Annotated in this window: 13 protein-coding genes; 5 read left to right on the forward strand and 8 right to left on the reverse strand. The window is 42.2% G+C overall.

Going from position 1 to position 13,162, the window contains the following annotated elements; all coding sequences use genetic code 11:
- Positions 1 to 124 precede the first annotated feature (124 nt).
- A complete protein-coding gene (ade, locus tag KHA99_RS14815) occupies positions 125 to 1,870 on the forward strand; it encodes an adenine deaminase (protein WP_372447612.1) in 1,746 nt (581 codons plus the stop codon).
- Between the two features lie 592 nt (positions 1,871 to 2,462).
- On the opposite strand, the gene KHA99_RS14820 is transcribed toward ade, so the two are convergent.
- From KHA99_RS14820 to KHA99_RS14840, 5 genes are all read right to left on the reverse strand, one after another.
- Positions 2,463 to 2,828 (reverse strand): ArsR/SmtB family transcription factor, encoded by a 366-nt coding sequence (locus KHA99_RS14820; RefSeq protein ID WP_213118254.1) that lies wholly within the window; start codon positions 2,826 to 2,828, stop codon positions 2,463 to 2,465.
- Entirely contained in the window at positions 2,829 to 3,248 is a 420-nt protein-coding gene (locus KHA99_RS14825; RefSeq protein ID WP_249366688.1) for an SRPBCC family protein, read from the reverse strand.
- Between the two features lie 149 nt (positions 3,249 to 3,397).
- Entirely contained in the window at positions 3,398 to 4,708 is a 1,311-nt protein-coding gene (locus tag KHA99_RS14830) for a purine/pyrimidine permease (protein ID WP_213118255.1), read from the reverse strand.
- 17 nt (positions 4,709 to 4,725) lie between these two features.
- Entirely contained in the window at positions 4,726 to 5,694 is a 969-nt protein-coding gene (locus KHA99_RS14835; protein WP_213118256.1) for a bile acid:sodium symporter family protein, read from the reverse strand.
- 18 nt (positions 5,695 to 5,712) lie between these two features.
- On the reverse strand, positions 5,713 to 6,057 hold the full coding sequence (locus KHA99_RS14840) for a rhodanese-like domain-containing protein (RefSeq protein WP_213118257.1): 345 nt from the start codon (positions 6,055 to 6,057) through the stop codon (positions 5,713 to 5,715).
- Positions 6,058 to 6,207: 150 nt separating this feature from the next.
- Here KHA99_RS14840 and KHA99_RS14845 point away from each other — a divergent pair, with 150 nt between their 5' ends.
- Positions 6,208 to 7,164, forward strand: coding sequence for a DMT family transporter (locus tag KHA99_RS14845; RefSeq protein WP_213118258.1), 957 nt, complete (start codon positions 6,208 to 6,210; stop codon positions 7,162 to 7,164).
- Positions 7,165 to 7,221: 57 nt separating this feature from the next.
- Here KHA99_RS14845 and KHA99_RS14850 read toward each other — a convergent pair whose 3' ends face one another.
- Positions 7,222 to 7,437: a hypothetical protein gene (locus tag KHA99_RS14850; RefSeq protein WP_213118259.1), complete on the reverse strand. Its 216-nt coding sequence runs from the start codon at positions 7,435 to 7,437 to the stop codon at positions 7,222 to 7,224.
- Here KHA99_RS14850 and KHA99_RS14855 point away from each other — a divergent pair.
- Positions 7,428 to 7,628, forward strand: coding sequence for a hypothetical protein (locus tag KHA99_RS14855; protein ID WP_213118260.1), 201 nt, complete (start codon positions 7,428 to 7,430; stop codon positions 7,626 to 7,628). The two genes, KHA99_RS14850 and KHA99_RS14855, sit on opposite strands and share 10 nt — an antisense overlap.
- 217 nt (positions 7,629 to 7,845) lie before the next feature.
- Positions 7,846 to 8,235 carry a YuzC family spore coat inner layer protein gene (locus KHA99_RS14860; RefSeq protein WP_213118261.1) on the forward strand — a complete coding sequence of 130 codons (390 nt, stop codon included), beginning with the start codon at positions 7,846 to 7,848 and terminating at the stop codon, positions 8,233 to 8,235.
- A 194-nt stretch (positions 8,236 to 8,429) separates the two neighbouring features.
- Here the strand turns inward: KHA99_RS14860 and KHA99_RS14865 are convergent, their stop codons facing one another.
- A complete protein-coding gene (locus KHA99_RS14865; RefSeq protein ID WP_249366742.1) occupies positions 8,430 to 10,661 on the reverse strand; it encodes a bifunctional diguanylate cyclase/phosphodiesterase in 2,232 nt (743 codons plus the stop codon).
- A 271-nt stretch (positions 10,662 to 10,932) separates the two neighbouring features.
- On the opposite strand from KHA99_RS14865, the gene KHA99_RS14870 reads away from it, so the two are divergent.
- A complete protein-coding gene (locus tag KHA99_RS14870; protein WP_213118262.1) occupies positions 10,933 to 11,445 on the forward strand; it encodes a DoxX family membrane protein in 513 nt (170 codons plus the stop codon).
- A 45-nt stretch (positions 11,446 to 11,490) separates the two neighbouring features.
- Here the strand turns inward: KHA99_RS14870 and KHA99_RS14875 are convergent, their stop codons facing one another.
- Positions 11,491 to 13,149 carry a glycoside hydrolase family 13 protein gene (locus KHA99_RS14875; RefSeq protein WP_213118263.1) on the reverse strand — a complete coding sequence of 553 codons (1,659 nt, stop codon included), beginning with the start codon at positions 13,147 to 13,149 and terminating at the stop codon, positions 11,491 to 11,493.
- Between the last annotated feature and the right edge of the window lie 13 nt (positions 13,150 to 13,162).

Below are 13,162 nucleotides of genomic sequence, written 5' to 3' on the forward strand. Positions count from 1 at the left end.
ATTCAATTTTCAGCAAACCGCTTTATTTTTGGAAGGACTTATCCAAACCCTGTAATAATTACGTACACTTACAGAATACTAGTATGGAAAGAATATATGTCAGATATAGAGTTTAGGGGGGATGGTGCGCATGGAAAGACGACAATTGGCAAGAAGAATTTCGGTTGCATCCGGCAAAGAACCTGCGGATGCAGTTATTAAAAGCGCAAAAATTATCGATGTTTTTAATGGGGAAATTATTGAAGGGGACATTGCGATTGCAGATGGTTACTTTGCCGGCATTGGCACATATGAGGGGAAACAGGTGATTGATGCAAATGGGGCTTATTTAACTCCAGCCTTCATCGATGGTCATGTTCATATCGAGTCATCCATCGTCACACCTTCCGAATTTGCCAAAGTTCTTCTCCTGCATGGTGTAACGACTGTAATCGCAGATCCACATGAAATTGCCAACGTTCTAGGTACCGAAGGAATCCAATATATGCTTGATGCTTCCGAAAACCTACCGTTTGACTTTTACTTTATGCTCCCTTCCTGTGTCCCTGCGACTGAGTTCGAACATTCCGGTGCTGTTTTAAAAGCCGAACATTTAAAACAATTTTTTCAGCAGCCAAAAGTTCTAGGATTGGCTGAAGTCATGAATTTTCCTGCAGTTGTTAACTGTGACAAGGATATGCTCGAAAAGATTGCTGCTTCCAAAGCCTTTGGGAAAAAAATTGATGGCCATGCTGCAGGTCTTTCCGCAAATGATATAAATGTGTACATGGCTGCCGGCATCCGAACCGATCACGAGTGTACAAACGCAGTAGAAGCAAAAGAACGTCTCAATCGGGGGATGTATGTGATGATCCGCGAAGGGACTGTGGCCAAGGATTTACGTCAATTGATCCCCGTCGTAAATGAGCGTAATGCCCGCCGCTGCTTATTCGTGACAGATGATAAACATCTTGACGACCTGCTTCATGAAGGAAGCATTGATCACAATGTTAGGCTGGCGGTCGCATCGGGTATCTCCCCAATAACCGCTATTCAAATGGCAACGATCAACGCGGCAGAATGTTTTGGACTTGAGGAAAAGGGGGCTATCGCTCCCGGATATAAAGCAGATTTCATCATCATGGAAGATCTTGAAAGTTTTAAAATTGTCGATGTTTATAAGGACGGGACAGCTGTTGTCAAAAAAGGAGCCATTGTACACTTTCCAGAAAGCAGCCAGCCGGATATACCAAGCTCATTAACCCAAACCGTTCATTTCCTTGAAATTTCCGAGGATGAATTTCAAATTCCGGTTCAATCCCACAAGGCGAACATTATCGAAATCATTCCAAATAGCCTGGTGACACGCCATATCGTTGAACAGGTGGAAACAAATGAGTCCGGTTTCTTTCAATGCTCTTTGGATAAAGACCAGCTAAAACTGGCCGTGATTGAACGCCATCACCAGACTGGTTTTATCGGTTTGGGAATTGTCAATGGTCTAGGGCTTAAATCAGGTGCCATAGCGACTACAATCGCCCATGATTCCCATAATCTTGTTATCGCCGGCACAAACGATCATGATATGGTGATGGCCGCCAAAACAATTAAGGAGATGCAAGGCGGGATGGTGGTTATAAAAGACGGCAAGGTCCTTGCAGCATTGAAGCTTTCCATCGCGGGATTGATGTCGGACCGCTCCTATCAAGAGGTTTACGCCAATCTGAACAATATCCATGGTGCACTAAACCAGTTAAGAGCAAATCGCCAGTTCAACCCATTTTTAACTCTTTCCTTTTTAACACTGCCGGTGATACCTGAATTAAAGCTAACCGACAAAGGCTTGTTTCAGGTTTCCAAGTTTCAGCATATTTCTATTGATGCAGGGTAAAATTAGCTTTGTTCAAGTGTAAAAAAGACCCTTTTCATAAGATTGTTGCTTTGTCATTTAAAAAACGAGCTTTAAGAAGCAATGAATATCTTATTGCTTTGTATTGGTGCCCATAGCCAAGAATAATCCGCTAGTTGGGTAACCAATAAAGAGTATGGGTGCCCGAAACCCCAAAAATTCCGCTGGTTTGGTAACCAATAAAGAATATGGGTGCCCGAAACCGACAAAATTCCGCTGGTTCGGTAACCAATAAAGGATATGGGTGCCCGAAACCGACAAAATTCCGCCGGTTCGGTAACCAATAAAGGGTATGGGTGCCCGAAACCAAAAGAAATACCTCGGTTCGGTAACCAATAAAGAATATGGGTGCCCGAAACCGACAAAATTCCGATGGTTCGGTAACCAATAAAGGATATGGGTGCCCGAAACCGACAAAATTCCGCCGGTTCGGTAACCAATAAAGGATATGGGTGCCCGAAACCGACAAAATTCCGCTGGTTCGGTAACCAATAGGTACCCAAGGATAAAGGGAAATTTATCAAATTGGGAAGCAATCTTAAAGCCACAATATTTACGAAAAAAAAAGAACCGGTTAAGGTTCTTTTTTTTCTGTCTCTGATGGAATCAATTTCAGGCCGCTGTTTTCCCCGCCCGTTTCCACTATATGCTTTAGAACAGAAAGCCTATTGCTCCAGAATTGGTCATAAAACTGCTTTAGCTCAGATAGAGGTTCGGGATGGAGCCGGTATATTTTTTCCCGTCCTTCCTTTCGTCCGCTTACTAATTCCGCTTCAGAGAGAATTTTCAAATGCTTGGCAATAGCCGTCCTGCTGATTGAAAAATGTGATGTGATTTCCGAAATCGGCAATTCTCTTTCAGAGAGAAGCTTTAGCACTTCTCTCCTTGTGGGGTCTGCTATTGCTTGAAACACATCATGCTTTTGTGCTGAGGCTGACACTTAGCCCTCCACAATCCTTTTTAATTTTTCGATAATGCCATTCCAGCCGCCAGACATGTGTTCGCGAATGACACCAGACTTTTGACCGGCTTTACCGATGATTTCATCCGCAGGCTTCCAGCCGCCATGAATTAAAGTAAACTCCGTTTTCCCACCTAAATCTTTCAAAATAAAGGATGCAAACCATCCCTCTGTATCCCATTTGAAGGAAAGACGGTTTGGAGGGTCGAATTCGGTTACTTTGCAAGGAGATGGACCGAACGGAGATTGCAAGTGAAATTCATGGCCCACTTCCGGTTTGAAGTCGTTTGGCATGAACCATTCTCCAATCGCTTCAGCGGTAGAAACATGCTCCCAAACCTTTTCAATTGGTGCCTCGATGACGATCGATTTCTTGATATCTTCTAGAGTATTTACCATTATAATTCGCCTGCTTTCTCAAAAAGTATACAACCATTTGGTTTCACATTTTTGATTATATAAAACCTTTTGGTTTCATGTCAACATAAATTTCCTTTTTACTTTCCCCAAAAACGCAAATAAAAAATCCCTTCCATAAATAGAAGGGATTACGCAGTCTGCTCGATTTGCTTTTTTCGAAATACAACGTGCTCTAATATGAAACATAAAATGAGGCCTACGAGCAGTCCATTGGACACAATGTTCCGCAGCCAAGGAGCGATATTTTCAAAGGCTTCTGGCGGTAAAAACATGATGCCGATTCCTGTCATTAAGGAAATCCCTATCACCATCAGGTTCCGTCCCGTCGGCTCCTGCCCCATTAAATCGCGGATACCAAACCCAAGCAACTGTGTAAACATGGTAAAGAGGGAAGCATAAGCAACTTCTAATGGCAAGGTTGCCAAAAATCCGCCTATATATGGAAAAAATCCAGATACCGTGATTAAAACAGCCCCTATGATGAGCGGGAACAATTTTTTTATGCCAGTCGTCATGATGAATCCAGCGGAAATAGCTAACGGGATTACGCCCACAACAGAAAAGAGGCCAGAGAAGATTAAACCCACCCCATTACCAAAAATCCCCTTTTGATACTGATTAGGCTTTATCCTTTTTTCTAAAGCTATTCCAACTACCAGAACGCTGGAGATAACATTGGAAATAAGGACAATCGAGGTAAGGAGCGTGGTAACTGCAATCCCAATATCAAACTTCGGAGTTCCCCAAGCAAAAATCTTCGGAATGCTAAACCATCTGGAGGGCTCGTAGGATTGATTTGTATCAATCAAACCGAAAAAATGAAACATGGCCCAGCCAACAATTATCCCAGCTAGCGGCCCTAAACTTTTTAAAATGCCATTGGCTTTTAATGATATGAATAAAATGATGAAAATAACAAGAAAACAAATAAGAGCAATTTTCCCATTTAAATGGCCGGTGGCGGTGAAGCCTAGCATGCTTTTTAAAAACGAGCCGCTCAATTGACTGACCAGTAAAATTAAGTAAACGCCAGTAACTATCGGTGTAAATAGGAGGCGTATTTTTTCAATAATCGGCAAAAATCCGATGATGGCCAACAATATTCCGGCGATGATTAATCCCATTTCTAATTGCTGAAGCACATTTCCTTGATTGGCCGGGGTACTCATAGACCCAAGCAAAATAAAAATGGCCCACCACATTCCTGCTGCCCCTTCCACCAGTGGAAGACGGTGGCCGAAAAAAATCTGAATTAGGGTAGCAATTCCGGTTACAAAAAGCATGCGTTGCATAAAGTCCGCGATTTCTGCCGGGGCCATATGAAAGGCTGCTCCGACAACAACCGGTACTGCAATAACATTCGTCAACATAAAAACAGCCCACTGAATCCCCTGTATGCCAACAATCAGCCCGCTATCTTTGTTCGTTTGATTTTCCATGGTGAAATTCCTTCTTTCTACACAGCAACTGTATCCTGCTTTTCCTCGCCTTTTTGGTAGTATTTTGCGATAAAATGTCCATTTAAAGACGCTAATATTTGTTGGAAAAGCATCCCGACGACAACTGGCACCGCTACCGCCGGCGGGAAATAGGTAACACTAATGACAGCCCCGGCACTGATATTTCTCATTCCTCCAGAAAAAGTCAAGGTGATGGCCGTGTCCCGGTCGCCGATCAAAATCCTCCCAAGGAAAAAAGAAAGCAAATATCCGCACAATGCAATAATAAAGACTGTAACCATGATGCCGACTAGTTTAAGGTCAATATTTCTTAGATAGGGAGCAACAACCGCTCCATTCAGCATCACAACAAACCCCATACTGATTTTTGAAAATGGGGCAAGCTTTACCCCTAATTGTTGATTTATTTTTCCTTTTGTCCACTGATTTAACAGCATGCCGATAATGGATGGGATCACGACCATTCCGAATAAACCTTTCATTATATCGACATAATCCATTTCAATTTTTTGTCCCATAAAAACCGAGAGAGAATACGGAACAATAATCGGAGATAACAAGGTATCGAGTAAAATGATCGATAACACAAGCGGGATATTTCCTTTATAAATAGAAACCCAAACAAAGCTCGTAATGCCTGTTGGAATTACCATACCTAAAATTAAACCCGTAATGGTATAGGCATCATTTGGGAAAGTGATATGCCCCACTCCCCATGCAAACAGCGGCATGAGAAGATGGAGAATCAGCATTGCTATAAAAATCGGAAAAGGGTGAAGCATCGCGTCTTTCAACGATTTAAAATTAGAGTTTAAGCTTCCGGCAAAGGTCATAAAGGCGAAAATCCACGGGATTAAAAAGGAAAAATCCTTTATATAAGCACTTAAGATAACCCCGGTTATAACACTAACCGGGGTAATAAATGGCATAATTTTCTCTAGTTTTTTATTCAATTTTTGCAGCATAAAGGGTCTCTCCCTTTTTTAATCTTCAAGTGACTTTAAGAAGTCCTTCCAGGCTGTAACGCCGCCTTCCAATAGCGTGACCTGGTAATTTTTCCGGTCAAAGATATTCGCGCATTTTGCAGCCGAATTCCCGGTCGTGCAGGTAACGATGACCTCTCTGTCTTTCGGTAAGGTAAGCTGTTTGTCCATGTTTTCGTCAAGTTCAAATATTTCCGTTTTTGGAATATTGCGGCTTTCTACATGGGAATCTTCTATGTGAAACTTGTTATATTTCTCGTTTGCACGGACATCTAAAATCATAACATTTTCTCGTGCCTGCAATCTTTCATGAAGCTCTTTAGCTGTAATTTTTTTCACTGACATTACAAACACCCCCCAACCAAAAGAATAACACAATTTTATTACTTGGGGAGGTAATATCTTTCGTTAGCCGAAAAAAAGCTGAACAAAAATGACTGCCATTGTTGTATAATGTTGGCATTATATTTTATGGAAAAAGAAAGAAGTGGGGATATGGCAAAAGCGCAAAAATTCCAGATGTATGTTCTACTCGTTATGGTGATGGCAGCATGGGGTTTTAATGTTGTCGGCATCAAAGTGATTGTCTCGCATTTTCCTATCGTTACGATAACGTCATTACGGATTTTCAGCGCAGCAATATCTGTCTTTACTATTCTTGCCTTTTTAAAGAAGGTCCGGATACCGACTAGAAAGGAACTCCGTTATATCGCTGCGGCTGGATTTTTCAACGTGGTCTGTCACCATTTCTTTTTGTCGATTGGTTTAGCCAAAACCACTGCTTCAAACGGTGGACTTATTCTAGGGCTGGGACCGCTCTTGTCGGCCATTCTTGCATTTATTTTTTTAAAGAGCAGAGTAACGTTAGTAAAAGTTTTGGGAATCATCTTAGGCTTTACTGGGGTTGCCTTTATTGTTTTGGCAGGACATGGCGGTTTGTCCCTAAGCAGCATTTCACTTGGGGATCTGTACATCTTTTTATCGATTCTTACACAGGCATATAGTTTTGTGCTAATAAAGAAAGTTTCCGATACATTGGACCCCCGCTTATTGACGGGATACATGATGCTTTTCGGGTCGATTGTATTATTTTTTCTAAGTTTAGTTATGGAGCCAGGCGGGTTAAGGGAATTATCTAACGGGTCCTTCGGTATTTGGATGATTTTTCTCGCTTCCGCCGTAATCGCCACTGCGATTGGTCATATGATTTACAATTATGCGGTAAGCATGGTTGGCGTAACGGAAGCAGCCATCTTCATCAACTTCGAGCCCGTCTTTACCTTAGTCGGCGCGGTGACGTTTCTCGGAGAAAATATATCCGTGGCGCAAATCCTTGGGTTCCTCCTTATTTTATTTGGGGTGTTATTTGGCTCTGGGGCGCTCGAGGAATTCCTTCATCAGTCGCGGAGGAATAAGAAAACGGTGTATGGCGGAAAAGCAAAGCATTTATAGTTTCTAAAAAATCGTGGGCGCTTGAAAAGTCATTTTTCAAGCGCCTTCTGAATTGAATTAGTAAAAACTTTTCCTGTCTCCGTGCGGCCTAATCTCTTTAAGGCCGGAAACCGTCACAACTGCTCTTCCACCTAAATAAATCCTTGCCTCGCTGACAATCGCAAACAGGGCGGTTCCAATAGCAAGATGAAGGACTGCCCATGAGATGGCAATCGAATTTTCAATAACGGCCGCACCAATGACCAGTTGAAGCAGGACGGTTAATGTACCCAATCATAAGCGTTTCTGAAGACTCCCTGCCCAGTTTTTTGAAAAAGACCAGTATGTCAAAAATAGGATGTAAGCTGCGGAAATACCGGCAAGACCGCGGTGGAGAGTTTGCAGCAACTCAGGTGTGCTTGAAGGAAAAAATGTTTGTCGGCAGCCAAGCCACCCGCAAGCCATACCAAACGATTCATGTTTAATATAGGCTCCAAATGCAAGTGTACATGTCAGAAGAATGAGTAATATGTTCAAGTGGATAGTAGCGGTTTTAGTCTTTTCAGTAAATCTATTTACAATTTAACAAAAACGGACAATCATTTCGGTGATATGCATCACGATTCTGCCGCTAGGAACCAAATTTCTGCCTTAAACATACCGTATACTGCTATGCTGTTTTGCTATTAAAGGAGTGTTATGATGTATTACAACCCTTTTCATCATCCTGTAAATCCGCCAATGACGTATTATCCTGCCTACACCATACACTTTCCTCCGCCAAGGGCCTACCCGCCAGTGGATACGAAAATATTTGAACAATCCATCAAGACTTTCCGTGTTTTAATGAGGCAGGGCAGCATGTTGCTAGATCGGCTTAGTGATGTCGGATTTGCCCGTAAAATCATGAACGCCGCTCAGCAAGGGAAGCATGCCGAGGTTGACATCCTCATTAAATCGATTGGACTCACCATTCCTGTTAGCACAAGGTTTACGCCATCAGGTGTGGCTTTCATCCTCACTACACCAGCGACTCAGGCTCAGCCTGCAGACTGCTGCACTTTATCTATTAACATGAAATGGGGGCAATGAATTACCCTAATCGCCATCTTCATATAAATTCCTTCCGAGCAGCGGCCGGTGGTATTTTTCTAAAGAAAACTCGCCGACTGGCGAGCCCCTAAGGGCGGTTCATGAGGCGTAGTTGCACTTATGCGTTAAGAAAGTATAAAGCCTTCGACAGAAGGTTTATACTTTCTTATTAGCCAAATAAAAAGTGGTACCCATTAAAAACGGATACCACTTTTATTGCGTTCAAGATACCTTTCAATCTGGTCTGCCGGTAATGGTTTAGTGAATAAATAGCCTTGGCCGACAGCGCATTCATTTTGCCGCAGAAACTCCAATTGATGCTCGGTTTCAATGCCTTCTGCGATGACTATATAATTTAGGTTTAACCCCATATCAATAATTGTTTTTACCAGCATTTCTTGGCTTGCAAGGAAAGGTACTTCCTGAACAAAGGACTTATCGATTTTAATTTTTTGAATCGGTAATCGGTTCAAATAACTAAGCGAGGAATAGCCCGTCCCGAAATCGTCGATTGCTAAAAGCACCCCCATCCCTTCCAATTGATGAAGGATGTAAGACGATCTTTGCAGGTTCTGCATGATGCTTTCCGTGATTTCCAATTCAAGAAGCCCTGCATCGAGATCCATTTCTTCCAAAACCGCTGCAATATATTCGATAAAATGGTCATCTTCGAATTGGCGGACTGATACATTAACAGCGATTGGAAAATCCGCTATTCCCGCTTTGCTCCAATTCTTCCTTTGTCTGCAGGCTTCCCTTAGAACCCACTTGCCAATTGGTACAATCAGCCCCGTCTCCTCAGCAAGCGGAATAAATTCAGATGGTGGGACAAAGCCGTGTTCAGGGTGATCCCAACGGATTAACGCCTCCATTCCCACAATCTCCCCGGTTGTCAAGGAACATTGCGGCTGATAATAGAGCATCAGTTGATTGAATTCCAATGCTTTACGCAGACCATTTTCCAATTCCATCTTTCGGACGGATATTCCATTTAAGCTGGATGAATAAAATTGAAAGTTGTTGCCGCGCTCTTTTGCCTTATACATGGCAGTATCGGCATTTTTTATTAAGCTTTCCTCATCCGCGCCATCTTCTGGATAAAGACTAATTCCTATACTTGTTGAGACAAAGAATTCCTGATTATTTACGTAGAAGGGCTTGGAAAAGGCATTTAGGATTTTTTCGGCTATATAGGTCACTTGCTCCTTATTGGTGTTTTCTAGTAAAATGATAAATTCATCTCCACCCTGCCGTGAAACAATCCCATTCTGTTGCACTGCCCCTTGCAGTCTGCCTGCTGCCATTTGCAGGATTATATCCCCAATAGAATGGCCTTTCGTATCGTTAATAATCTTAAAGCGATCCAAGTCTAAAAATAACACAGCCGGTTTTTGGTGTTGGTGATTTGTTACTGCCTCTGTTAAGTGGGCCTTAAAGCTGTTTCGATTTGGCAAGCCAGTTAAGGCGTCATAATAAGCCATTGTTTTAATCGTTTGCTCTGCCCTTTTCCTTTCCGTAATATCCCTGCCGACAATTTGCACAGCAAATCTGCCTTCGAAAAGAATTGGAGTTGAAGCCATTTCGACATCTATTTTTTCACCATCGAGCCGTTTTACCTGGAATTCGAAACTTACTCTTTCCTGAATAGGGTTATCATAGGATCCAACCCTCCTTCGAATTGTCCGGATAATATTATTGGGAACATAATTTAATGGTGACTTGCCAATTAGTTCCTCCGGATGGGCTGCGCCCATCAGCCTCCATCCAGCCTCATTAATATATTCAATTTTCTCCTCACTAACTACAGCTATGATGTCAGGGGACATTTCTACTAAACTGCGATAGCGGTCCTCACTTTCTTTCCGATCGGTAATATCAAATAGTACACTACTAAAATAAACAAAGTTTCCTTTTGAATCCAAAGTCGGGAAACCTCTGTCATAAATCCAGCGCACCTCACCGTTGGGCCGGATAATTCGATACTCACTTGTAACTGTTTCCCCAAGTACTATTTTCTGCTCACGTTCAGATATGATGGGTAAATCATCCGAAAAAATGACCTTTTTCCATAAAGCATGGTCATGATAAAAGTCTTCTAACGATACTCCATACAATTTTTCAATCCCTTGGGTAATGAAAAGCTGATTGGTTTTGAGGTCATGGGACCAAATCGCTACATCTAGGGAATCATAAATATTTTTTAACTTTTCTTCATTTTTTTCATATTCTACTGATTTTTTCCCCATTTCCTTAAAAGTGACCAGGAGAAAAGGGATGGCACATACAATCACAGCAATTGTTGTAAAGTGAAATAGTTTAATAGATGGAAAATTGAAAGAAACAAATAAATCAAGTAGCTCTGAAAAAACAAGTAAACAAATGATGATAATCCACTTTATTCGAAAATTTGCCAATTTCATTCCCATCAACGTTCTTTCCCCTTTTTCGTTTCGAAAATCATTAATTTTAAAATAACAAAAAACATCTAACTTTACAATTGTTGTCACGGCAAGAATGGCAGTGTTTTCAACATTAAAAAATACGAGCATACGCTTTGAATTTTTCACCGTTCAAAGAACTGTCAAAACATTTCGAACAAACTTTGAACTTATTACTATATCCATGTTTTTTACAAAAAAATCCTATATATTGAAATTAGAAAGAGAAACAAATAAATGTTTGAAAGGGGAATGTAAGATGTTTAACAAATTTTTAAGAGAGAATAAAATTTCCGCTGCCATCCTACTGGTTATCCGTTTATACCTTGGTTATTCTTGGTTCACAGCAGGTTTTCATAAATTAACAGGCGGCTTTGATGCAGCAGGATTCCTAAAAGGAGTAACAGCAAATCCGGTCAAAGGTCCAGATGGCGCCGTTGTTTACGGCTGGTATGTAGAATTCTTAAAAGGTGTGGCCCTGCCAAATGTCGATCTTTTCAACTTTATCGTCCCTTGGGGTGAAACATTAATCGGTCTTGGCTTACTTCTCGGATGCTTAACAACAGCTGCCATGTTCTTTGGTCTCGTAATGAACTTCTCTTTCTTCTTAGCAGGAACTGTATCTCATAACCCTACTGACATCTTCCTTGGCTTCATCATCCTGGCAGCAGGCTACAACGCCGGCAGATTTGGCTTAGATTATTGGGTAGTACCTTTCCTTAGAAAGATTGGCAAAAAGAATGCAGCTGATAAACCAAAAGTAACAGTGTAACAACTCTAGCAAAAAGACGATTCGGTTTCCCCGAATCGTCTTTCTTTATTTCAGCCGGTATACTCTTGTTTCGTATGGTCTTAAAATCTGCTCTGACATCTTGGAAACTTCATAATTATGAAGCAGCAAAGAACTATTTTCAAAGCTCACACCTTTTACCTCAGCCTTTCGGTCTGAAAGATTCGCAATCACCAGCACTTTTTCTCCGTCAAGTGTTCTCGTGTAGGCAAAACCCTGCGGATCTTCCGGCAATAGTAAATCGTACGTACCGTACGTAAACACTTCATTCGCCTTTTTCAACCGAATCAGTTTTTTGTAGAAATTCAGGACGGAATCTGGGTCTTGTTCCTGTGCTTCGACATTGATTTGGCGATAGTTTGGGTTGACCTTTAACCATGGGATTCCCCTGGTAAACCCAGCATTCCCTTCATTTGACCACTGCATCGGCGTCCGGGAATTATCGCGGCCGCTCGCCCAGATCATCTCCATGATTTCCTCATGTGGGACACCATCCGCTCGTTTCAAGCGGTACATATTTTTTGCCGACACATCATCATAATCCTCAATGGAATCAAAGCGGACGTTGGTCATGCCGATTTCCTGCCCTTGATAAATAAATGGCGTCCCCTGCATCAAAAAATAAATCGCAGCAAAGGCAGTGGCGCTTTCCCGCCAGTATTCCTTATCATTTCCCCAGGTGGAGACTACGCGGGCCTTGTCGTGATTTTCAATAAAAAGGGCATTCCAGCCGTTCCCTTCCAGCCCTTTCTGCCAGCGCGATAGGACATCCTTAAATTCTACTATATCCAATTCTTTTTTTACCTCAGCATCCCAAAGGGCAAGGTGCTCGAATTGAAAAATCATGTTGAATTTGCCCTGCTGTTCCCCGACCCAAAGCTCAACGTCCTCTTCATCATCGGCGGTGACACCATTTGCTTCACCAACCGTCATAATGTCATACTTGGAGAACGTCTCTTCCTTTAATTCCTGAAGAAAATCGTGTATCCCGGTCACATTCATCATTTTTTCAAAGCATGGAACAAAGGGAAGCCCCTTTGGATTCGGCATGTCTGGGAGGCCAGTTTCCTTTTTGATATGGCTGATGGCATCAACACGGAAGCCGTCAATCCCTTTATCAAGCCACCAATTCACTGTTTGATAGAGGGCTTGGCGGACTTCTTCGTTTTCCCAATTAAGGTCAGGCTGTTTTTTTGAGAAAAGATGCATGTAATATTGGTCAGTTGATTCATCATATTCCCATGCTGGCCCAGAAAAAATGCTTTCCCAGTTATTAGGTTCCTTTCCGCCCTTACCGTCGCGCCAAATATACCAGTCGCGCTTCGGATGGTCCTTAGATGAGCGGGATTCAACAAACCATGGGTGTTCATCGCTCGTGTGGTTGATGACTAAATCAAGGATTAGCTTCATCCCTCGGCGGTGGGTTTCTTGTAAAAGAAAATCAAAATCCGCCATCGTTCCAAACTCTTTCATGATTTCCTGATAATTGCTGATATCGTACCCGTTATCATCATTCGGCGACTCGAACATTGGGCAGACCCAGATGACGTCGATTCCTAAATCCTTAAGGTAATCAAGCTTCGTGATGATCCCCTGGATATCGCCAATCCCGTCTCCATTCGAGTCCATAAAGCTGCGTGGGTATATTTGATAGGCCACCGCTTCTTTCCACCATAATTTACTCATATCTTCCTCACTG

The organism is Neobacillus rhizophilus (genome assembly GCF_018343535.1).
Taxonomy (GTDB): Bacteria; Bacillota; Bacilli; order Bacillales; family Cytobacillaceae; genus Neobacillus; species Neobacillus rhizophilus.

Excerpts from the sequence above, each read along its gene's own strand:
- KHA99_RS14825 (WP_249366688.1), bottom strand. The coding sequence starts at position 3,248 with ATGGTAAATACTCTAGAAGATATCAAGAAATCGATCGTCATCGAGGCA.
- KHA99_RS14830 (WP_213118255.1), bottom strand. The coding sequence starts at position 4,708 with ATGGAAAATCAAACGAACAAAGATAGCGGGCTGATTGTTGGCATACAG.
- KHA99_RS14835 (WP_213118256.1), bottom strand. The coding sequence starts at position 5,694 with ATGCTGCAAAAATTGAATAAAAAACTAGAGAAAATTATGCCATTTATT.
- KHA99_RS14840 (WP_213118257.1), bottom strand. The coding sequence starts at position 6,057 with ATGTCAGTGAAAAAAATTACAGCTAAAGAGCTTCATGAAAGATTGCAG.
- KHA99_RS14845 (WP_213118258.1), top strand. The coding sequence starts at position 6,208 with ATGGCAAAAGCGCAAAAATTCCAGATGTATGTTCTACTCGTTATGGTG.
- KHA99_RS14855 (WP_213118260.1), top strand. The coding sequence starts at position 7,428 with ATGTACCCAATCATAAGCGTTTCTGAAGACTCCCTGCCCAGTTTTTTG.
- KHA99_RS14860 (WP_213118261.1), top strand. The coding sequence starts at position 7,846 with ATGTATTACAACCCTTTTCATCATCCTGTAAATCCGCCAATGACGTAT.
- KHA99_RS14865 (WP_249366742.1), bottom strand. The coding sequence starts at position 10,661 with ATGGGAATGAAATTGGCAAATTTTCGAATAAAGTGGATTATCATCATT.
- KHA99_RS14870 (WP_213118262.1), top strand. The coding sequence starts at position 10,933 with ATGTTTAACAAATTTTTAAGAGAGAATAAAATTTCCGCTGCCATCCTA.
- KHA99_RS14875 (WP_213118263.1), bottom strand. The coding sequence starts at position 13,149 with ATGAGTAAATTATGGTGGAAAGAAGCGGTGGCCTATCAAATATACCCA.